At 63.2% G+C, this 18,788-nt stretch carries 18 protein-coding genes; 5 read left to right on the top strand and 13 right to left on the bottom strand.

What is annotated here, in order from left to right; genetic code table 11:
* The first annotated feature begins 145 nt into the window (after positions 1-145).
* From GO499_RS08155 to GO499_RS08145, 3 genes are all read left to right on the top strand, one after another.
* A complete protein-coding gene (locus GO499_RS08155) occupies positions 146-2,353 on the top strand; it encodes an NADP-dependent isocitrate dehydrogenase (protein WP_161861739.1) in 2,208 nt (735 codons plus the stop codon).
* 422 nt (positions 2,354-2,775) lie between these two features.
* Positions 2,776-3,240 (top strand): imm11 family protein, encoded by a 465-nt coding sequence (locus GO499_RS08150; protein WP_161861738.1) that lies wholly within the window; start codon positions 2,776-2,778, stop codon positions 3,238-3,240.
* 114 nt (positions 3,241-3,354) lie between these two features.
* Positions 3,355-3,978, top strand: coding sequence for an imm11 family protein (locus GO499_RS08145; RefSeq protein ID WP_161861737.1), 624 nt, complete (start codon positions 3,355-3,357; stop codon positions 3,976-3,978).
* Between the two features lie 145 nt (positions 3,979-4,123).
* Here the strand turns inward: GO499_RS08145 and GO499_RS08140 are convergent, their stop codons facing one another.
* Together GO499_RS08140 and GO499_RS08135 are read right to left on the bottom strand one after the other, a co-directional pair.
* Positions 4,124-4,930 (bottom strand): alpha/beta fold hydrolase, encoded by an 807-nt coding sequence (locus tag GO499_RS08140; RefSeq protein ID WP_161861736.1) that lies wholly within the window; start codon positions 4,928-4,930, stop codon positions 4,124-4,126.
* Positions 4,931-5,120: 190 nt separating this feature from the next.
* Complete coding sequence (locus GO499_RS08135) at positions 5,121-6,359, bottom strand: AGE family epimerase/isomerase (RefSeq protein ID WP_161861735.1); 1,239 nt, start codon at positions 6,357-6,359, stop codon at positions 5,121-5,123.
* Between the two features lie 129 nt (positions 6,360-6,488).
* Between GO499_RS08135 and GO499_RS08130 the strand changes: the two genes are divergently transcribed.
* Positions 6,489-7,097 carry a TetR/AcrR family transcriptional regulator gene (locus tag GO499_RS08130; protein ID WP_284154933.1) on the top strand — a complete coding sequence of 203 codons (609 nt, stop codon included), beginning with the start codon at positions 6,489-6,491 and terminating at the stop codon, positions 7,095-7,097.
* 40 nt (positions 7,098-7,137) lie between these two features.
* Here GO499_RS08130 and GO499_RS08125 read toward each other — a convergent pair whose 3' ends face one another.
* The 6 genes from GO499_RS08125 to GO499_RS08100 all read right to left on the bottom strand — a co-directional run bounded on the left by GO499_RS08125 (position 7,138) and on the right by GO499_RS08100 (position 13,545).
* The gene (locus GO499_RS08125; RefSeq protein WP_161861734.1) at positions 7,138-8,007 is read right to left on the bottom strand and encodes a carbon-nitrogen hydrolase family protein; all 870 of its coding nucleotides are present in this window, start codon (positions 8,005-8,007) and stop codon (positions 7,138-7,140) included.
* A complete protein-coding gene (locus GO499_RS08120) occupies positions 8,004-8,588 on the bottom strand; it encodes a GNAT family N-acetyltransferase (RefSeq protein WP_161861733.1) in 585 nt (194 codons plus the stop codon). The genes GO499_RS08125 and GO499_RS08120 overlap by 4 nt, the downstream gene beginning before the upstream one ends.
* Positions 8,585-8,917 (bottom strand): ketosteroid isomerase-related protein, encoded by a 333-nt coding sequence (locus GO499_RS08115; RefSeq protein WP_284154980.1) that lies wholly within the window; start codon positions 8,915-8,917, stop codon positions 8,585-8,587. Before GO499_RS08115 ends, GO499_RS08120 begins: the two co-directional genes overlap by 4 nt.
* A gap of 345 nt (positions 8,918-9,262) precedes the next feature.
* Positions 9,263-10,336, bottom strand: coding sequence for a glutamine synthetase beta-grasp domain-containing protein (locus GO499_RS08110; RefSeq protein WP_161861731.1), 1,074 nt, complete (start codon positions 10,334-10,336; stop codon positions 9,263-9,265).
* A gap of 131 nt (positions 10,337-10,467) precedes the next feature.
* Positions 10,468-12,054, bottom strand: a complete 1,587-nt coding sequence (locus GO499_RS08105; RefSeq protein ID WP_161861730.1) for a bifunctional AfsR/SARP family transcriptional regulator/alpha/beta hydrolase — start codon at positions 12,052-12,054, stop codon at positions 10,468-10,470.
* Between the two features lie 228 nt (positions 12,055-12,282).
* On the bottom strand, positions 12,283-13,545 hold the full coding sequence (locus GO499_RS08100) for a calcium-binding protein (RefSeq protein WP_161861729.1): 1,263 nt from the start codon (positions 13,543-13,545) through the stop codon (positions 12,283-12,285).
* A gap of 375 nt (positions 13,546-13,920) precedes the next feature.
* Here GO499_RS08100 and GO499_RS08095 point away from each other — a divergent pair, with 375 nt between their 5' ends.
* Positions 13,921-14,286, top strand: a complete 366-nt coding sequence (locus GO499_RS08095; RefSeq protein WP_161861728.1) for a COG4315 family predicted lipoprotein — start codon at positions 13,921-13,923, stop codon at positions 14,284-14,286.
* A 125-nt stretch (positions 14,287-14,411) separates the two neighbouring features.
* On the opposite strand, the gene GO499_RS08090 is transcribed toward GO499_RS08095, so the two are convergent.
* The 5 genes from GO499_RS08090 to GO499_RS08070 form a co-directional block, all read right to left on the bottom strand.
* A complete protein-coding gene (locus tag GO499_RS08090; RefSeq protein WP_161861727.1) occupies positions 14,412-15,299 on the bottom strand; it encodes a substrate-binding domain-containing protein in 888 nt (295 codons plus the stop codon).
* A 46-nt stretch (positions 15,300-15,345) separates the two neighbouring features.
* Positions 15,346-16,158 carry an ABC transporter substrate-binding protein gene (locus GO499_RS08085; protein WP_161861726.1) on the bottom strand — a complete coding sequence of 271 codons (813 nt, stop codon included), beginning with the start codon at positions 16,156-16,158 and terminating at the stop codon, positions 15,346-15,348.
* Positions 16,159-16,184: 26 nt separating this feature from the next.
* Complete coding sequence (locus GO499_RS08080) at positions 16,185-16,937, bottom strand: ATP-binding cassette domain-containing protein (protein ID WP_161861725.1); 753 nt, start codon at positions 16,935-16,937, stop codon at positions 16,185-16,187.
* Positions 16,930-17,637, bottom strand: coding sequence for an ABC transporter permease (locus GO499_RS08075; RefSeq protein WP_161861724.1), 708 nt, complete (start codon positions 17,635-17,637; stop codon positions 16,930-16,932). The genes GO499_RS08080 and GO499_RS08075 overlap by 8 nt, the downstream gene beginning before the upstream one ends.
* Positions 17,638-17,785: 148 nt before the next feature.
* Complete coding sequence (locus GO499_RS08070) at positions 17,786-18,706, bottom strand: PHP domain-containing protein (RefSeq protein ID WP_161861723.1); 921 nt, start codon at positions 18,704-18,706, stop codon at positions 17,786-17,788.
* Between the last annotated feature and the right edge of the window lie 82 nt (positions 18,707-18,788).

The following is an 18,788-nucleotide window of genomic DNA, read 5'->3' as shown; positions in this document are numbered from 1 at the left end:
CAAGATTGGGTTGCCTTCATGGCCTCGGTGATTTAGGCGATGGAGCGTTATTTAACGGCCCGGGAGCCCGCCAGATGCGGTGCCAGCGCAGTATCCCGCGCGCCGAATTCGGCCAGAATTCCAGATTGGGGAGACCTTTAGAGAGATGTCAGACAACAACACGCCCGATATTGTGTATACAAAGGTAGACGAAGCGCCGGAACTTGCCAGCGCCTCGTTCCTGCCGATCATCCAGGCCTTTGCCGGTGCGGCGGGCGTGACGGTCGGCACGCGGGACATCTCTTTGGCGGGGCGGATCATCGCGGCGTTTCCTGACTATCTCTCAGACGATCAGAAACAGGCCGATCATCTTGCAGAGCTTGGTGAACTGGTGAAGACGGCTGATGCGAATGTCGTCAAACTTCCGAACATCTCCGCATCCGTGCCGCAGCTTGTGGCGGCGGTGAAGGAATTGCAGGGGCAGGGATATGCGTTGCCGGACTATCCGGAAACGCCCGAGAGCGAGGCGGAAAAGGATGTGCGCGCGCGCTATGACGGGTTGAAGGGCTCTGCCGTGAACCCGGTACTGCGCGAGGGCAACTCCGACCGCCGCGCGGCCGTGGCCGTGAAGAACTATGCCATGGCCAACCCGCACCGGATGGGCAAGTGGAGCGCGGACAGCAAGACCCATGTCTCGTTCATGGACGGCGGCGATTTCTGCTCCAACGAGGTTTCGGCGACGCTTGACGCTGCGGCGACGGCGAAGATCGAATTGGTGGGCGAAGACGGCTCCGTTACCGTGCTGAAAGACGGTGTGAGTTATCCGGCGGGGACGGTGGTGGATGCCACGTTCATGTCGGCCGCGGCGCTGGACGACTTCCTTGCAAAGGAAATCGAAGAGACGAAGAAGGACGGTATCCTGTTCTCGCTGCACATGAAGGCGACGATGATGAAGGTCTCCGACCCGATCATCTTCGGCCATGCGGTCAAGGCGTGGCTGGCGCCGGTGTTCGAGCAGTTCGGCGAGGAGATGAAGGCGCTGGGCGTGACGCCAAACTCCGGGCTGGGCGATCTGCTGGCGCGGGTCGAGGGCAAGCCGGAGATCATGGCGGCGATCGAGAAGGTGACGGCCGAGCGGCCGCCGATGTACATGGTGAACTCCGACAGGGGCATCACCAACTTGCATGTGCCTTCCGATGTGATCATCGACGCATCCATGCCGGCGGTGATCCGCGCGGGCGGCAAGGGCTGGGGGCCGGATGGCGAAGAGGCGGATGTGAACTGCGTCATCCCCGATGGCTCCTATGCGCCCGTCTATGACGAGACGATCAAGTATTTCAAGCAAACCGGCGCGCTCGATCCATCCACCTCCGGCACGGTGCAGAACATCGGCCTGATGGCGCAGAAGGCGGAGGAATACGGCTCCCACCCCACGACCTTCGAAATTCCGAAGGCGGGCACTGTACGGATGGTGCTGGAGAATGGCGACGTGCTGCACGAGCACAAGGTTGCTGCCGGTGACATCTGGCGCTCCGCCTCTGCGCGCAAGGCGCCGATTGAGGACTGGGTGAAGCTTGCCATCGAGCGGCAGGCAGCGGAAGGCTGCGAGGCGATCTTCTGGCTGGACGAGGCACGCGCGCATGACGCGGAACTGATCCGTTACGTCAAACCGATCCTCGAAGCCGCGGGCGTGGCGGACAAGTTCCAGATCCTCTCGCCCGCCAAGGCGACACGGCAGACGCTGGAGACGATCCGCAAGGGCGAAAACTCCATCGCCATCACCGGCAACGTGCTGCGCGACTACCTGACGGACCTCTTCCCGATCCTGGAGCTTGGCACCTCAGCCAAGATGCTGTCCATCGTCAAGCTGATGCAGGGCGGCGGGCTGTTCGAGACGGGGGCCGGCGGCTCCGCGCCCAAGCATGTGCAGCAGCTTGTGGAGGAGGGTCACCTGCGCTGGGACTCGCTGGGCGAGTTCTGCGCGCTGGGCGAGAGCCTGAACTTCCTCGCCAATGCCAAGGGCAACAAGAAGGCCGCGGTGCTGGCCAAAGGCGTGGAAGTGGCGACGCAGAAGCTGCTGGAGAACGACAACTCTCCGGGCCGGAAGGTTGGCCAGACGGACAACCGCGACAGCCATTTCTACTTCGCCATGTACTGGGCGGAGGCGCTGGCGGCGCAGACGGCTGATTCGGAGCTTGCGGCGCATTTCAAGCCGGTGGCCGAGGCGCTGACCTCCGGCAAGGATGCGATCCTTGCCGAGCTTGGCGCGACTCAGGGCCAGCCGGCGGATCTCGGCGGTTACTACCACACCGACCCGGCGAAGACGGCCGCGGTGATGCGGCCGAGCGCGACGCTGAACGCGATCATCGGGTGAGGGAACGGGGCGCTGCGGCGCCCCTTTTTCTTTTCCGTGGGTGGCCAGATGGCCTCGTGCCGGAGGCAGTCTGGCACCGCACACCGCTCCGGCCTGGCACCTGCCCGGCACCGCCGGGCATCGCCCGAACCGCCCCCACGGGGCGGGCGATTTCGCCCTCCCCTCGGTTCGGGCGATGCCCTCTGGTCTGCTGTGCTGGGTCGAAGGATAGGGTGCGTTAGGTTTCAGTTGGACCCGATTTCGAGAAGGAAAGAAATTTGGCCAAGAAAGTTGACGTCTGGATCAGCGGCATTCCACGAAATTCCGGATACGATCCAATATTCCAGTTGAAGTTCGACCCGAAACCATCCCATGAAATTGTGAGGTCACGGATAAATCGATATAAGGCGGGCAAATTCGTTGCACCGGAAGACTTGCCGAACTTGGCAGTTGAATTTTACCATGACCGTCGCGAAAAGCCGCCAAAACCGATCACCTGTTCCACCTACATTCTCGTGTCGGAAGCCTGCAAGGTGGTGATGGAGCAGTTCGATCTCGGGCGCTCGCATTTCGTCGAGATCCCGCTGATGCGCTATGACCGCAAGTCGCAATTGGAGGAGCGGTATTTCATCCTGAACATCGCCGAGGTGAAGACGTGCTTGCTGCCCGAGCTGTCGAAGCGTTGGAAGTTGAGGTTCAAGCAGAAACCGGGTGAATGGCGGCCCGTCTCGTCGGACACGAACGACGGGCAAACGGCACTGAGCGCCGGGGCGCTCGAGGGTGTTGATCTCTGGTGGGATACGCTTGTCTATGGCCATTTCTTCCTGTCGGACCGGCTGCGGCAGGGGCTGCGGGAGGGCGGCGTCAAGCCGTTTTCAGCCAAGGCGTGCCGCGTGATTTCGCACTGAGCCGTTAGCGCTCCCACCCCTCGGTTCGGGCGATGCCCTCCGGTCTCTTGTGCTGGGTCGAACGATAGGGTGCGTTGGGTTTCAGTTGGACCCGATTTCGAGAAGGAAAGAGATTTGGCCAAGAAAGTTGACGTCTGGATCAGCGATATTCCACGAAATTCCGGATACTCACTGAAATTTGTGATAACATGGGATCCGGAACCTCCCTATGAGGTTCGGCGATCACAGATGCATCGGTATCTGGCAGGTGAGTTCGTGTCCGCTGAAGACATGCCGAACATTGCGGTCGAACGATACCACGATTCCCACGAAAAGCCGCCAAAACCGATCACCTGTTCCACCTACATTCTCGTGTCGGAAGCCTGCAAGGTGGTGATGGAGCAGTTCGATCTCGGGCGCTCGCATTTCGTCGAGATCCCGCTGATGCGCTATGACCGCAAGTCGCAATTGGAAGAAAGGTACTTCATTCTAAACATTGCCGAGGTCAAAAACTGTTTTGTTCCGGAGGAATCCCGTGAGTATGAACTCTTTGCAAACCGGCCAGGGGAATGGTGGCCCAAGTTCATGCCGAGTGACGATGACACGGCGATGACGGCGGGCGCGCTTAAGGGCGTGGATCTTTGGATTGAAGAAAGAGTCGTAGATAACTTTTTTCTCTCTGACCGACTTCGGCAGGCGTTGAAAAAGGGCGGTATCAAGCCGTTTTCCGCGAAGGCGTGCCGGGTGATTTCGCACTGAGCCATTTGGATTGATGCGACGTTCTTGCCTGTCGCGCCGTCCTCTCTTTCGACCGGAACGATGGTGTTGGCGTGAGAGTTATCCGGGGCACGGTTTGCCCCGGAACAGGTTCCCGGAACAGATTTCTGCCGGGCAATCAGGCGGATCAGCCGTTCAGGAAACCCAGCAAGGCGGCATTGAATTCCCGCGGGTGACTGATGTTGCACCCGTGCGGGGCGCCGGAGACCGTGACCAGTTGGCTGCCCGCCACGGCGGCGTGGGTGCGCTGGCCGGAACCTTCGATGGGCACGATTCCATCGGCATCGCCATGGAGGACGAGCGTGGGCACGGTGATGTTCTTCAGGTCGTCCCGGAAGTCGGTGGTGCCGAACGCCTCCATGCAGCCGAGCGCTGCGGTCTGGCTGGACTGGAGGCAGAGGGCAACGGCTTTCTGACGTTCTTCCTCGGTGACTTTCAGTTCGCCGTTGGCGGTGAAGAAGTCGCGCGTGAAGCCATCGAAGAACTCTTCCCGCCCGGCGCGGAGCTTGTTCTCCATGTCTTTGGCGGCCTGGCTGGTGAGCGGACCATCGGGGTTGTCTTCCGTCTGCATCATGTAGGGTGGCACGGCGGAGGCGAAGACGGCGGAAAGCAGCCGGTCCTCGCCGTGATTGGCAATGTAGCGGGCAACTTCGCCGCCGCCCATCGAGAAGCCGACGATGGTGACATCCCGCAGGTCGCGTTCTTCGATGAGGCCGGCGAGGTCGGCGGCCAACGTATCATAGTCGTAGCCGGAGGTGGACTTGTCGGAGCGGCCGAAGCCGCGACGGTCATAGGTGATGACGCGGAAGCCAGCCTCCTGCAAGGCAGGAACCTGCTTTTTCCAGGCTTCGCCGGAGAGGGGCCAGCCGTGGATGAGAATGATCGGGCGGCCGGTGCCGACACGGTCCTCGACGTGCAGATGGGCGGTGGTCATTGTCAGTACTCCTGTTCCTTACGCTTGCGCAGACCGAGTTGCGGCCCTGCCTGACAGATGAACGCGCACCGGAAGCGGCTGTTCCTGTGGATGGCGGGAACGTGAGGTGGCGGGGACACCGATTTGGCCAAACTCGGTATGGCGGCGAAACCGTTGGGGCTGTATTGGCTGCGCTGCCCGCCTGGCCGGCTCAGCCGGTGGTGTCAGCGCGGGCGAGGGCGGCCATGAAACGGGTGGTTTCGGGCACCAACGGAAAGAGTGTCGCCTGCAGCGAATGGTAGATGTCCGGCTTGCCGGTGAACTGGGTTTCGGTGGCATGGCCCTCGGCGTCGATTTCTGGATACCAGCCGCCGTTGGCGTGGTCGATGAAGTGGCTGTCGGCGAAGTGCCAGAGGCGGCGGTAGGTGGCTTCGTCCTGTGGTTCCGGGCAGAGTTTGAGCAGGGTGGCGAGCGCACCTATGCCCTCCGTGACCGGCCACCAGTAGCGATCCGCAATCGCGACGGAACCGTCATGGGCGAGCGTGTAGGCGATGCCGCCGTCTGGCAGCCAGGCATCGGCCAGGGCCTGTTCGATCAGTCGTCGCGGACCATCGGGCGGCGTGCCGGGGCGACCGGAGAGATCCCAGTGTTGCAGGGCGAGGCGGGCGAATTCCAGCGAGTGGCCGGGCGTCGTGCCGGCAGGGCGGAACATCGGGTTGCCAGCATAGTCGGGGTCTACCTGCCAGGCAACCGTGTAGTGTTCGGGCAGGCGCCACGCATGGGCGGGGGCCATGCGGGTGATGAAGAAATCGAGGATGCGGCCCGCGCGCGCAAGGTAGATCTGCTCTCCCGTGGCTTCAAAGGCGGCGAGCAGGGCTTCGGTGCCGTGCATGTTGGCGTTCATGCCGCGATAGGCGGAGAAAGGTTGCCAGTCACGGGTGAATTCATCGGCGAAGAGGCCGTGGGAGTCTTCCCAGTAACGGGTATCGAGAACCTCGGCGATGTCGGCAAGCAGGCGGTCGGCGTCGGGGTGGCCGGCAAGTTTGGCGGAGGCGGCGGCGAGAAGGACGAAGACATGGCCGTAGGCGAGCTTTGTCGCATCGCCTTGCGGGCCGGTGGACCAGACGTAGCCGCCGTGCTCGGGATCGCGGTGATGTTGCCAGAGATAGGCCATGCCGGCGTCGATGATCGGATCGCAGTCGGAGGCGCCGAAGGCCTTGCCGAGGGCATAGGAGTGGATCATCCGGGTGGTAACGTGCAGTTCCTGTGGGCCGCGGGGGAGGGGAGCGCCGGAGCGGGCGAGGGTGTCGAAACCGCCATCGCTGCGCAGGCTGGGACGGAAGAAATCGAGCTGGGCAGTGGCTTCGGCGCGCAACCACTCGAGGTGCTGCGGATCGACCAGCCACGAGGTTGCGGGATCGTCGGTGCCGATTGCGGGAGAGGCGGACATGAAAGCTCCGTCAGGTTGATGTGATTTGGCGGCAGAGTGTCAGGTATGCCGGGGCATGTCACGTTGCGACGATCGGCGCTTGACGAACATACCGGATGGTTTGTACCTTGCGCCATGCCGAGAAAAACATTGAAAGACCCCGAGAAGGGGGATGCCCGGACCCGTCTGCTTGACGCGGCCCGCGAAATCATTCGCCGCAAGGGGTTCACTGCCACGACTGTCGCGGACCTGTGCGGGGCCGCGGGGGTTACCAAAGGCGCCTATTTTCATCATTTCGACAGCAAGGAAGCGTTGGGTATCGCCGCTGCCGAGGACTGGCGGGACACGACCGGTGCCCTGTTCGCGAGGGCGCCGTATCACGAGTCGGAAGACCCGCTGGGCCGGGTGCTGGCCTATATCGATTTCCGGATGGAAATGATCGGTGGCGAGATGGCCGCCTTCACCTGTGTCGCCGGGACGATGGCGCAGGAGGTGCATGAACTGCATCCGGCGGTGCGTGATGCCTGTGGCGACGCGATCACCAGCCATGCGGCGACGCTGGTGCCGGACATCGCGGCGGCAATGGAGGCGAGGGATTTGGCGGGCGACTGGACAGCGGAGAGCCTGGCGCTGCACACGCAGGCGGTGCTGCAGGGGTCATTCGTGATCGCAAAGGCAACGGGGAACGTGGAGGCCGCGCGGGAGAGCGTGCGGCATCTGCGGCGGTACGTGGAACTTTTGTTTTCCGTGGATTCGTGAGGAACGCCGAGCAGAGGGCCGATGGCCAAGGGGACATGGCTCAGAGAGTGACGGCCTCTACGGCAGTGATGCGGCCGGATTGCTCTGGCCAGTGGGCGAGATTGAGGACCTGGCCATCGCGGCGGATTTCGCGGAGAGCCGCGATATCGACCTCGGCCGTGGTCCAGCCGGACCGATTCAGTGTGCCTTCGGCGAGAATACCGGTGGGCGGCATGCCGTTGTCGGGCGGACCGAAGATGCCGCCCATGCCGGTGTTGGCCTCCACCGGGGGACACCATGGTACATCGCCTAGGGTGGAGGAATGGGCGGCGACGCACTGACCTTCCAGAGCCCGGGCCATCGCGCCGATGCGGACGCGTGAGTAGCCTGACAGGGTTTCGGTGCAGGAGGGTACCAGCAGGATCTCCACTCCGGCCTCAAACAGGGCACGGGCGAGCAACGGAAATTCGCTGTCGTAGCAGATCAGGATACCGATGCGGCCTAGTGCCGTCTCGAACACGCGTAAGGGGCCGCCCGGCAGGATGCCCCACGGCTCCCGCTCCCATCGTGTCATGATCTGCTTGTCCTGAATGCCAATTCCGCCGTCGGGCGAGATCAGGCGGGCGCGATTGACGAAACCCTCCGATGTCGCTACCGGGGCGGAGGCGGCGACGATGTGGCAGCCGTATCTGGATGCGAGGCGTGCGTGGAGGGCGTCGACCTCCGGCAGGAGATCTGAGACCGCCTGCGTGCAGGCGTCGAGATCGGCAGCGGCTTCGCGTCCGGCAAGGGAGGCGAGTTCCATCGCGCCGTATTCCGGAAAAACCAGCAGGTCGGCCTGTGCTTCCGCGACCCAGCGTTCAAGCTTGGCCGCATAGGCATCCCAGCTATCCAGCCAGTCGATCGGGTAGGCCGCGGCGGCGATTTTCATAGAGCACGTATCCAGACTTGCAGCAGTTTGGCGGATTGTTCGGCGTCGCCGATATCCTTCCAGTCGAACGTCACGACCGCGCCGTCAAGAGGAGTGTAGCCGCGTTTGCGCCAGAAAGGGCCGAGGTGGCGGTAGTCCGCCGGGCGGGCGGGGTGCTCTTCTGGACGGACGACGGAACAGAACATGGCGTGACTGCGACCCAGCGCGCGGGCCTTTTCCTCGCGACGGTCGAAAAAGGCATGGCCGAGGCCGTGGCCGCGATACTCCGGCAGGAGGACGGATTCGGCGCAGTAGAATACAGTCTCCTCGGCTATGTTGTGAGTGGCAAGCGGTGCGCCGAAATCATCCTCGTGATCTTCCAGCGGCAGGCCGGTGGACGCGCCGACCATGCGCTGGCCGTCGTAGGCGGCGACGACAATGGCGTCGGCGCTGTCGCGGTAGACCTGCACGTATTTGCGCTCATACGCCATGTCGCCTTCGTAGAGGTAGGGAAAGTCGCGGAACACGGCGATGCGCAGGCGGGCGAGATCGTCCAATACCGCGTCGAGCGCTGCGCCCTCCAAGACCTCCACCCTGATCATGCGCCGACCTGAGCCATCCAGTCGGTCAGGTTGTAATAGGTGGTGACGCGGGTGATGTGGCCGTCCTTCAGGGCAAAGAAGGTGCCGGCGGGGAGGCGGTATGTCTGGCCGTTGGCCTCCGGCAGGCCCTCGTCGGTGGCGAGGTAGGTGCCGTTGACGGTGAATTCGGCGGCGGCGCGATCACCCTCGGCGAAAAGCACGAGATCGGTCAGTTCTTCGCGATAGCAGCGGGTCATGTGGGTGTTGAACTCGGCGAAGGCGGCTTTTCCGCGCCGGATGCCAGCCTGATTGACATGATGTTCGACGTCATCGGCGAGCAAGTCCAGCATCGCGTCGGTGTCGCCGCGATTGAAGGCGGCGTAGTAGGCTTTGATGATGTCGAGTGTCGTCACGGGGCGGATCTCCTGTTGCCGGTTTCTCGCCTCTTAGCCCACGCCCGGGCGGCTGACAACGATACCTGTGGCGGTAGTTCCCGGAACAGGCGGGCCCCCCAGAAGGAGAGCCCGCCCCTGCCACTGCGTGCCCCGGGGGGTGGATGGGACCGCAGCGCAGATGGAAGGCAATCCGCCCTAGGGCGGGGCCTGTTCGTGGACACTGAAGGGTGGCCGCGTGTGTTGGACAGATGGCACGTTTGTCGGGAGCACCGCCGGGTACAATCCGATGACGGGGTAGAATCAGGCGGCGGAACGCCCGCGGTTGAGCTTTTCCTCGGCAATGCCGCAGACGGTCGCGGCGAGGCGGGCGGCAACCATATAAGGGTCGGCGTTGGCGCCGGGGCGGCGGTCCTCGAAATAGCCGCAGCCGGCTTCCTCCACACCGACGGGAATGCGGATGGAGGCATCGCGGTCGGCGTTGCCGAAGCGGAACTCTCCGACGGCGCAGGTTTCGTCACAGGCGGCCAGCTGTGCCTCCGGCCGGTGACCATAGACGGCGACATGGGCGTCGTGACTGGCGGCGAGCAGGGGGGCTGCCGCGTGGATGGCGGCGATGCCATCAGGCGAACGGGTGGCCATCGTGGAGAAACTGGTGTGCATGGCGGCGCTGTTCCGGTCGCCAGCCATCGGCTTGCTGTCGAAAGACACGGTTATGTCCGCGTTCTCGGATGCGCGATGAAGGAGGTAACGGGCGATCCAGAGATGGTCGCAGACGTTGAGGATCGAAGGGTCGTCGCCCTCGATGCTGCGGTAACCGATCTGGAATTCCCACTGTCCCGGCATGACTTCGGCGTTGAGACCGTAAAAGAGCAGACCGGCGTCGATACAAAGGCGGGCATGATCTTCCGCGACGTGGCGACCGAAACTTTTGCCCGAGCCGACGGTACAATAGCATCCGTCTTCCGGCGCGGGTCCGGCCTCGGCGGGGAAGCCAGACGGGCGGCCGTGCTGCATCAGGGTGTATCCCTGTGCGAAACCGATCCACGGTTCGTGCTCGTCCGCGCCGGCGGCGAGGATTGCGCGCAGGGTGCCGCGTGAATTGGTGATATGGGCAGAGCCGTCCGGGTCGAACACTTCGCAGAGGACGAGGTAGCTGCCTTCCGGGCGCAGCGGATCGCGAGTGACGGCGACAGGTTTGAGTACGCAATCACTGTCCGTTGCCTCGGCCTGTCCGGTGGCGGAACCGTCGAAACTCCAACGCGGGAAATCGTCCGCGCCGGGTGTTTCCTTGTCCAGAGACACGATCCGGCTCTTGGAGCGGAGTTGCCGGGTCGGGGCTGTGCCGTCCAGCCAGATATACTCGGCAAAATTCATCGCAGGGTCCTTTCAACGGTGCCTGGACTTCGCACCATGAGGCCGTGAAGTGGGACCGACCGTTGTAGGCACCGTTGGATTGGACGATCTCGCGCGTGGGAAATGGTCGCAGACGGCGACGGGCGGCGCTGTCAGTGAGCTTTCAGGAAGCCGGTGACGGCGGCGATGAATTCCGCCGATGCCGGCTCGCGACCGATCAGCAGGTGGTTGCTGCTGTTGAGGCCCGTGAATTCGGCGTTGGGGATCTGGGAAGCAAGCTCCCGGCCCGAGGACATGGGGATGCGCAGATCGCCGCGGCTGTGCAGTACAAGGGTGGGAGCCTTTACGTCGGTGAGACGGTGGCGGACGTCGAGATCGGCGAAGGCCTCCAGAAAGCGGACGGCGTTGGCGGGCGAGGTGGTGCGGCGCTGAAATTCATCGAACCATTCGAGTTCCTCCGGTGTCGCATCCGGCATGAAGCTGCGGGAGAAGATCTGGCGATAGGCGGGGTTGGGGCGGCCCCAGCCGGTTTCGGTCAGGACCATTACCGCCTCCCGTTCACGCACCTCCTCCTCCGACGCATGGTGGCGCCAGCCGGCGGAGTAGCCGCCGAACAGGATGAGGTGGGACACCCGATCAGGATGACGGGCGGCGTATTCGATGGACACCGCGGCGCCCTGACTGATGCCGAGCAGCGGAAACCTGTCCAGCCCCGCGGCGTCGACAACCAGTTCGAGATCGTTGACGAAGCTTTCGAAACTGATTTCCGGCACGTCCCAATCGGACAGGCCGCAGCCGCGTTCGTCGTAGCGGATGAAGTTGTGGGTGCGGGAGAGCTGGCGGAAGAGGGGGCTCCAGATTGGGGCCTCCCAGTCCAGTTCCAGATGCGAGAGCCAGTTCGCCGCCTTGACGAGCGGCGGGTTGGCGGCATCGCCAGTGGAGGCCCAGGCAAGGGAGGTGTCGTCGTCCGTCTGCAGGAAGCGGACGATCTGGCGCGGTGCCGGAGCGAGGTCCGGCAAGGCTGCTGGTTGCATTGCCGGGGCGTCCGGTTTCGGGTCATGCGACCAGTCTGGCGGGGTGATCGACGCTTCGGTGAATGCCAGTTCGAGTGACTCGGCGAGGGCCATGGCCTCTCGCTGGCGGCCGAGACGGCGTTTTGCCGAGACGGCGTAGAGGGCGGCATCGGGATCGAACGGTGCATCCATCAGCCAACGTTCCGCCCAGCGTTCGGCGGATTCGGTATTGGCATCGGGCAGGGTGGCCAATCGCCGGGCGAGGCGGATGCGCAGGCGGGCCAGTTCGTTGCGCTGTTGTTCAAGCCAGACGGTGTAATCCGACTGATTGGGGATTTCGCAGTCTTCCATCAGCACATGGTTGGCGAGTTCCCATGCTTCCTCCAGATCGGCGACCGGGGCTTCGTCGCTGTCGGCCCAAGCCCGGACGCTGTGAAAATCGACGGTGTACCTGGTGCTGTCGATCTGCACCCGTTCCCTGTCGGCGGTCAGCCGTTCCTCCTCGATGTTGAGCATCGGGCGGAGCTTGCTGAGGGACCAGCGCAGGGCGCCGCGCGGGTCGTCTGGAACATCCCAGAACAATTCGCACAGACGGTCACGGCGCTGGGGTGCGCCGGACAGGGCGAGATAGCCGAGCAGCGCCCGCGTCTTGCGGGATTTGGGCAGCGGGAGGTCCTTGCCGTTGAAGGAAATGCGCAGCGGTCCGAGTGTCTGGATGGAGATCATGAGCGAATATTCGAGCCTTTGGGCTGAGAGTCACGGGAACTGGCTTACCGGAGCGGCAACTGCGCAGAACTGGCGGCTGAAGGGATTACGCATCTCCCCCGTTCTTTATTCGCAAAGTTTAAAAAATTTTACAGAAAAGTTTAGCCTGCCAGCTCCGCGAAACTGGCAGGCCATCAATTTGCCCGAAGGTTGGGCAGCGCGGGCCGACCGGCCGCGCTGTCCAAGAGATCATGCGAGTACGAGGATCAGATCGTCGTTGACGATGAAATCGAAGGCATCGATGTTGCCGGCCTGGCCGACGATGGTGATCGACCCATTGCCGCCGAGGGCGGAAAGGTCCACGACAGCATCGGCACCGACATCGGTGATCGCGGCCGAGACGTCGAAGATGCTGCCGAGTTCGTAAGCCGAGAGGTCAATGACATCCGCACCGTTCTCCCAGGCGAAAATCCTGTCATCACCGGCGTTGAGCTGGAACACGAACGTATCGTCGCCCGCGCCACCGTTGAGGTTGTCGTTGCCGCGGCCGCCGTCCATGATGTCGTCGTCGCCAAAGCCTTTCAGGAAATCGCTCCCGGCGCCGCCGAACATCAGATCATCACCGCCGCCGCCGCGCAGATCGTCGTTGCCGCCATTGCCACGAAGCACGTCCGCGCCGGAGGCACCGGCAAGGATGTCTTCGCCCGCGCCGCCGATGAGCCTGTCGCCGCCGCCGCCGCCATTGATTTCGCCACCGCCAGCGCCAGCATAGATGGTGTCGCTGCCACCCTGGCCGTAGACAGTGCCGATCACGGTGCCGCCGCGGCCGTCGAAAACGTCATTGCCGCCACCGAGTGCGACATTGCCATCGAGCGTGCCGGTGTTGAAGATGAAGTCACGACCAGCGCTGCCGAGAATTGCGCGGGGGCCGAACGTCGACTCCACGGTGCCCGAATTGAAGAAGGTGATCGAGCTTTCCGCCGCGACATCGGAGAAGTCCATCGCCTCCGAACCACCGATAATGGTACCGGTGTTGGTGATGACGGCGTTCCCGCCGTTGACATCGAAGGCCGTGTTTGTGGATTCGATGGTTCCGGAGTTGAAGACCGTGGCGCCGGTCGTCGCGATTTCCACGGCCTCTTCGGCACTGAAGATGTAACCGGAATTGAGGAGCGTGCCGTTGGTGCCTTCCATCTCTATGCCCTGATCGACGGCGTTGACCGTACCCTCGACAATGACGGTCGCGTTGGTGCCAACGGTACGCAATCCGTCCGAGCCTACGTTGACAACGCCATTGGTGCCAACGTGCAGGAGGAGCCTGTTGCCGCCGCCGTCAACGCCGTCATCTTCCGACAGAACAGTGCCGTCAATCGTAATGGTGGCATCATCCGCGGTCACAAAAAAGGCGTCGGATGTGCCCGTGTCCAGCAGTGCACCTGTGATGAGTTTGAAATCGAGGTCGGGATCATTGATTACGATCGGGTCCGTTCCGTCGCCGATTAGAATTGGCATTGGGTATTCTCCTGTTCATGGCGCACAGTTCCCGGCGCCTTTTTTTTGCAATGGGCGGCGTCCCGAATGGATGCAGCCAGAGACGATACTATGAGGCGTGCGGCGTGTGAGTGAGCGTTGTAAGATAACAAGAAAATACCTGGCCGTCCGTGGTAAGATTATGGAAAGGTTCGCAAAAGTGTAACTTCTGTCACACTTCGGATGGCGCGCGCGGGAAAAACAACGGTCGCGCCGGCCCGATACCACTGATCTTTCAACGCTCATGCCAACGATGGCCGGTCACAAGAGAGGCGGCAGCGCGGTACCGTCTGGGGGCACGTTGCGCAATGCAATGGCCGGGCCGGACACGGGCGGCGTACGAGATCAGGAGACTGGATGATGAAGATGAAGACGATGATTGCCGCCACGGGGCTGGCACTGTTGGCAAGCATGGCGACAGCGGCGAGCGTAAGTCGCAACAGCGCCGGCGTGCTGGCCGACGAGGCGGGGATGACGCTGTACATCTTCGACAAGGACAGCAAGGGCGTGAGCAATTGCTACGATGACTGCGCCGAGGCCTGGCCACCGTTCTTTGCTGCCGCCGGAGCGGCCGCCGACGGGGACTTCACGCTTGTGGAGCGCAAGGATGGCAAGATGCAGTGGGCGTTTGGCGGCATGCCGCTGTATTACTGGGCCGGAGATTCCGCACCGGGCGATACGTCGGGCGACGGTGTCGGCGGTGTCTGGCACGTGGTCAAGTAGGGTTCGCTCCCATTCCGGGAGTGAGGGGGGATTAACGAGTAGGGCGGCCTTGCCCCGATCCTGGCTGCCAGCGTGATTGCGAAGTCGAGCCTGCGCCTGCGCCCCTTGCAGGTGCAGGTTTTCGTTCAGGCGTTCCAGATCACTGTGCCGAAGTCGGCGACATTGTAGCCGCCGATGATGTCCGCACGTTCGCGAAAGGCAGGGGATCGGCAGAAGGTGACGAGGGCCTGCAGGGGTGGCTCGAACCACGCCTTGCGGTCCACGAGGAGGTCGAAGCGTTCCTCGAGAACCGGCAGGAAGGTGAGACCGTAGGTGCGGGCGACGGTTTCCAACCCGAAGGTGGCGTCAGCCTCGCCGCGACCGACGGCCTGTGCGGCCTCGTCCTCGGTGCGGGCGACCTCGGTGAACTTCATTTGCGTCAGGTCCAGCCCGGCCTTTTCCGCGAGGTTGCGGAAGAGGATGGCCGTGCCCGACTCGGCTTGCCTTGGTGCGAGAGTGAGCCCGGCCAGATCTGCGATACCGGTTGGTTCGTGTCCGCCGGGGTAGGTCAGGATACCACGCTTGCGGCTGGCGAAGGTGACGAGAACGGCGTTGGCGTCTGCGGCGGCAGCCGCAACGGCAGGCGTATTCCAGGCGTCGTCTGGGCCATCATAGATGTGCAGACCGGCGGCGATACCCTCGCCACGCACGAAGCGGGCAAGACCATCAAGAGAGCCGTCGAAATAGGAGGCGAGACCGCAACGGGATTGGCGGATCGCCCAGTCGAGCAGGGGATCGTGACTGCCAAGCAGGATTGGCGGGCGCGGCGTGGGGGCGGTGGTGCCGCCGGACTTCGCGCCTTCGATCCAGTCGCGTATTTCGGCGGTGGGAAACAGCAGTTTGCCGGTTGCACGTGAGCAGGGAACGGTTCCGTTGGCGGCAAGGTCATAGACCTTGCGTTCCTTGATGCGCAGGAGGTCGGCGAGTTCGCGGACAGTCAGAAACTCCGGGGCCGTGCTGGTGATCTGGTTCATTGGCTCGATCTGTGGGGGCGACGAATGTCGCCGCCCCCGCAGTCTATTAGTCTTCCGGTGCGTTTGGAAAGAAAAGCTGCTGGTCGGCGACCTTGTAGGCAGCGATGACGGCCTGACCTTCATCCGAGATCAGCCAGTCGGCGAAGGTGTTAGCAGCGTCCACCTTTACGGTCGGGCACTTGTCGGCGTTCACCGGAATGACGCCGTACTGGTTGAACATGTCCTCATCGCCCTCGACCTGAACCTTGTAATCCTGCTTGTTCTCGAAGCTGATCCATGTGGCGCGGTCGGTCATCACGTAGGCGCCCATGCCGATGCCGGCGTTGAGGGTGGCGCCCATGCCGGAGCCGGTTTCGCGATACCAGTCTCCGGAGCCGGTGGTCGGTTCGACCCCGGCTGCGGACCAGAGGGAAACTTCCTTCTTGTGGGTGCCGGAATCGTCGCCGCGGGAGGCAAAGAGGGCCTGCTGTTCGGCGATGCTGGCCAGCGCGGCCTGCACATCGTTCGAACCTCCGACACCGGCCGGATCTGCTTCCGGACCGACGATGACGAAATCGTTGTACATCAGATCAGTGCGGTGGGTGCCGTAGCCGGCCTCTACGAATTTCTCCTCCGACGGCTTGGCGTGGACGAGCAACACGTCACCATCGCAGTTCTCGGCATTCTTGATCGCCTGACCGGTGCCGACAGCGACGACATTGACGGTGATGCCGGTCTTTTCGGTGAAAATCGGCAGGAGGTAATCATAGAGGCCGGAGTTGGCGGTGGATGTCGTCGACTGGACGATGATCGAGGTGTCCTGCGCCGGTGCCGCGGTGGCGAGGGCGAGCATGGCCGCTGCCGCAAATGTGGTTCTCATGTCTGGTATCTCCCTAATTCGATCGTTCAGACGACGATCCTGCCATTGACGTAATTGCGTGCCGCCTCGCTGTGCGGGGCGTTGAAAAAGGCGGGCGCGGGCCGGTGTTCGGCAACGCGGCCTCGGTGGATGAAGACGACATCGTCGGCCATGCGGCGGGCCTGCCCGATATCATGGGTGACGAAGATGATACGGGTGCCCTGATCCCGCGCGGCGGTGACCATACCTTCGATGGCCAGCACAGACGCCGGATCGAGGCTGGCGGTGGGTTCGTCGAGGAAGAGGATCTCCGGATCGGTGGCGAGGGCACGGGCGAGCGCGAGGCGCTGGGCTTCACCGCCGGACAGGAGGCGCGCAGGCTGGCTGGCCTTGTGGGCGAGGCCCGTGCGGGCGAGGAGTTCGGCGCGGCGGGCCGGATCCTTGCCGCGGGCCTTGAGGACGAAATCAAGGTTGGCCGCAACGGAGCGGCGCAGGAGCACGGGCTTCTGGAAGACGAGCGCCTGTCTGCGCGTGGCCTGCGCTGCGGGCGTACCATTCCAGTCGATCCGCCCGGCGGTCGGGGGGATGAGGCCGTGGAGGGCCTTGAGGAGCAGGCTCTTGCCGGCACCGTTCGGACCCATGATGACGGTGCAGCCTTCGGGCCCGAGTTCCAGATCCAGAGCGTTGAGTACGATTTCAGCCCCGAACGCGAGGGTCAATCCCTCAACCGTGAGAGGCAGCAGCTCAGACGCGCGCTGCGTGCCCGGTGCGGCGACGCGCAGGGAGATTACCTCAGACATAGGCCTGCCTCAGCGCTGTCAGGCGCACAGCCTGCACGGCGGCATTCACGCCAAGGGCGATTGTCATGAGGATGATGCCGAGAGCGAGAGCCAGTGGAAGATCACCCTTGGACGTTTCCAACGCGATGGCAGTGGTCATCACACGGGTCAGATGGTCGATGTTGCCACCGACGATGATGACAGCGCCGACTTCCGCCACGGCGCGGCCGAAGCCGGCAAGACCGACGGTGAGGAGAGAGTAACGGGCATCCCAGAGCAAAGCCTGAACCGATTGCCAGCGACCGAGGCAGAGCGAGCGAAACTGTTCGGCGTATTCGGCATGCAAATCCTCCAACACCTGTCGCGAGAGAGCGGCGACGATGGGGGTGATCAGGATCGTCTGGGCGATGATCATCACTGTCGGGGTGTAGAGCAGGCCGAGAAAGCCGAGCGGTCCGGCGCGGGAAAAGTGGATGTAGACGAGGAGGCCGACAACCACCGGCGGCAAGCCCATGAGGGCGTTCATCAGGATGAGAAGGACGTTCCGGCCGCGAAAACGGCTGATGGCGATTAGGGCGCCGAGCGGCAGGCCTATCGCGGCGGCGACGATGGTGGCGGTGAGGCTGACGCGGAGGGACAGCAGGACGATTTCCAGCAGGTCGGGATCGCCGGAAAGGACCAGCGATATTGCCAGGGAAAAGGCCTCGCCAACACTTTGCAAAATTTCCCCCTGATTGCGTTGATTCCGCTTATTGGTGAAGATTATGCAGTGATGTGGCGGCAATGCAAGCGTGAATGCCCGCAAAGATCGGAAAAGAAAGGCCTCAAGGCCGCGCTTGAGGAGTGCATAATTTCCGGCGTTTGTGTCGTCAGAGGTGGAGCGGGTTGCTCCAAGCGCGACGCCCGGCGGCGTCCGCGATGGTAACGCGCAGCCACGGGCTGCCGGTGAAGCGGCCGAGAGGGATCTCGGCGCGGGTGAGCGAGTGGCCGTGATGAGCGACGGCGGCGCAACCATGGCCCTGAACGATGACGCGGCTGACAGCTGAAGACGTGACCGTGATGGTATCGGCGCTGACTTCGATTCCTCGCAGTTCCGGACCCTGCGAGGAATAGAAGTTGCCGGACTTCAGCGCTGTGAGCAGTGTCTCTGGCGTGTTCTGCTCCGCCTTGACCATTACCCATCCACCAAAATGATCCGGTTCGGTGAAATGTGCGTCGTCGGTGGCGATCAGCGTCAGGTCGCGCCCCTGCGAGAGCAGAAGGTCAAGCGTGTGGAAGCCGTCTGGCCGTTCGGCGCCAATCGCGCAGCCGTGGTTGTAGACCTCCACAGCGTGCGCGGCCTCAATGCTGGCGGCGTCGGAAAGTGTCAGGCCGGACCACTGCGGGTGGGCGATGGCGACGAAGGCCCCGGCCTTGCGGGCGCGCGCGGCGATGGCCGGGCCGGACTCCTGATCCGCGGTGGCCTGAAAATCCGGCGCATCGGGCGGGGTAAAGTCCTGCGGCAGGCCAACGGCGAGAATGTGCCAAAGATCGCCGTTCTCCATGGCGCCAGAGTGGATTTCTGCCCCGAGCAATGTGGTGAAGGCATCGTTTCTGCAAGGACGCGTGTCGGCGATCGGATATCCGAAACAGCCGATGAAATGGTCGGTGAGGGCAATGAAGTCGTAGCCTTCGGCCTGATAGCGACGGCAGACCTCGGCCGGGTCGAGTACGCCGTCCGACAGGGTCGAATGGGTGTGAAGGTTGCCGCGCCAGAAGCGACCGGGACTGGTGAAGACAGAGGGTATCATCGCAGGCTTTCCGTTGGCGACCGTAACTACCGTGGTATTGCAATGCTATTGTGACGCCATTGCCAAGCGGAAACGGATGCAA

Origin of the sequence: Algicella marina (genome assembly GCF_009931615.1) — a bacterium.
Lineage (GTDB): Bacteria > Pseudomonadota > Alphaproteobacteria > Rhodobacterales > Rhodobacteraceae > Algicella > Algicella marina.
Note: the sequence above shows the minus strand (reverse complement) of the source record. Positions and strands in the feature narration are given on the sequence as shown.

Bases quoted from the DNA above. Each gene is read 5' to 3' on its own strand.
- GO499_RS08105 (WP_161861730.1), bottom strand. From the start codon at position 12,054: ATGATCTCCATCCAGACACTCGGACCGCTGCGCATTTCCTTCAACGGC.
- GO499_RS08095 (WP_161861728.1), top strand. From the start codon at position 13,921: ATGATGAAGATGAAGACGATGATTGCCGCCACGGGGCTGGCACTGTTG.
- GO499_RS08110 (WP_161861731.1), bottom strand. From the start codon at position 10,336: ATGAATTTTGCCGAGTATATCTGGCTGGACGGCACAGCCCCGACCCGG.
- GO499_RS08125 (WP_161861734.1), bottom strand. From the start codon at position 8,007: ATGAAAATCGCCGCCGCGGCCTACCCGATCGACTGGCTGGATAGCTGG.
- GO499_RS08115 (WP_284154980.1), bottom strand. From the start codon at position 8,917: ATGCTGGACTTGCTCGCCGATGACGTCGAACATCATGTCAATCAGGCT.
- GO499_RS08070 (WP_161861723.1), bottom strand. From the start codon at position 18,706: ATGATACCCTCTGTCTTCACCAGTCCCGGTCGCTTCTGGCGCGGCAAC.
- GO499_RS08155 (WP_161861739.1), top strand. From the start codon at position 146: ATGTCAGACAACAACACGCCCGATATTGTGTATACAAAGGTAGACGAA.
- GO499_RS08140 (WP_161861736.1), bottom strand. From the start codon at position 4,930: ATGACCACCGCCCATCTGCACGTCGAGGACCGTGTCGGCACCGGCCGC.
- GO499_RS08085 (WP_161861726.1), bottom strand. From the start codon at position 16,158: ATGAGAACCACATTTGCGGCAGCGGCCATGCTCGCCCTCGCCACCGCG.
- GO499_RS08120 (WP_161861733.1), bottom strand. From the start codon at position 8,588: ATGATCAGGGTGGAGGTCTTGGAGGGCGCAGCGCTCGACGCGGTATTG.
- GO499_RS08100 (WP_161861729.1), bottom strand. From the start codon at position 13,545: ATGCCAATTCTAATCGGCGACGGAACGGACCCGATCGTAATCAATGAT.
- GO499_RS08090 (WP_161861727.1), bottom strand. From the start codon at position 15,299: ATGAACCAGATCACCAGCACGGCCCCGGAGTTTCTGACTGTCCGCGAA.
- GO499_RS08135 (WP_161861735.1), bottom strand. From the start codon at position 6,359: ATGTCCGCCTCTCCCGCAATCGGCACCGACGATCCCGCAACCTCGTGG.
- GO499_RS08080 (WP_161861725.1), bottom strand. From the start codon at position 16,937: ATGTCTGAGGTAATCTCCCTGCGCGTCGCCGCACCGGGCACGCAGCGC.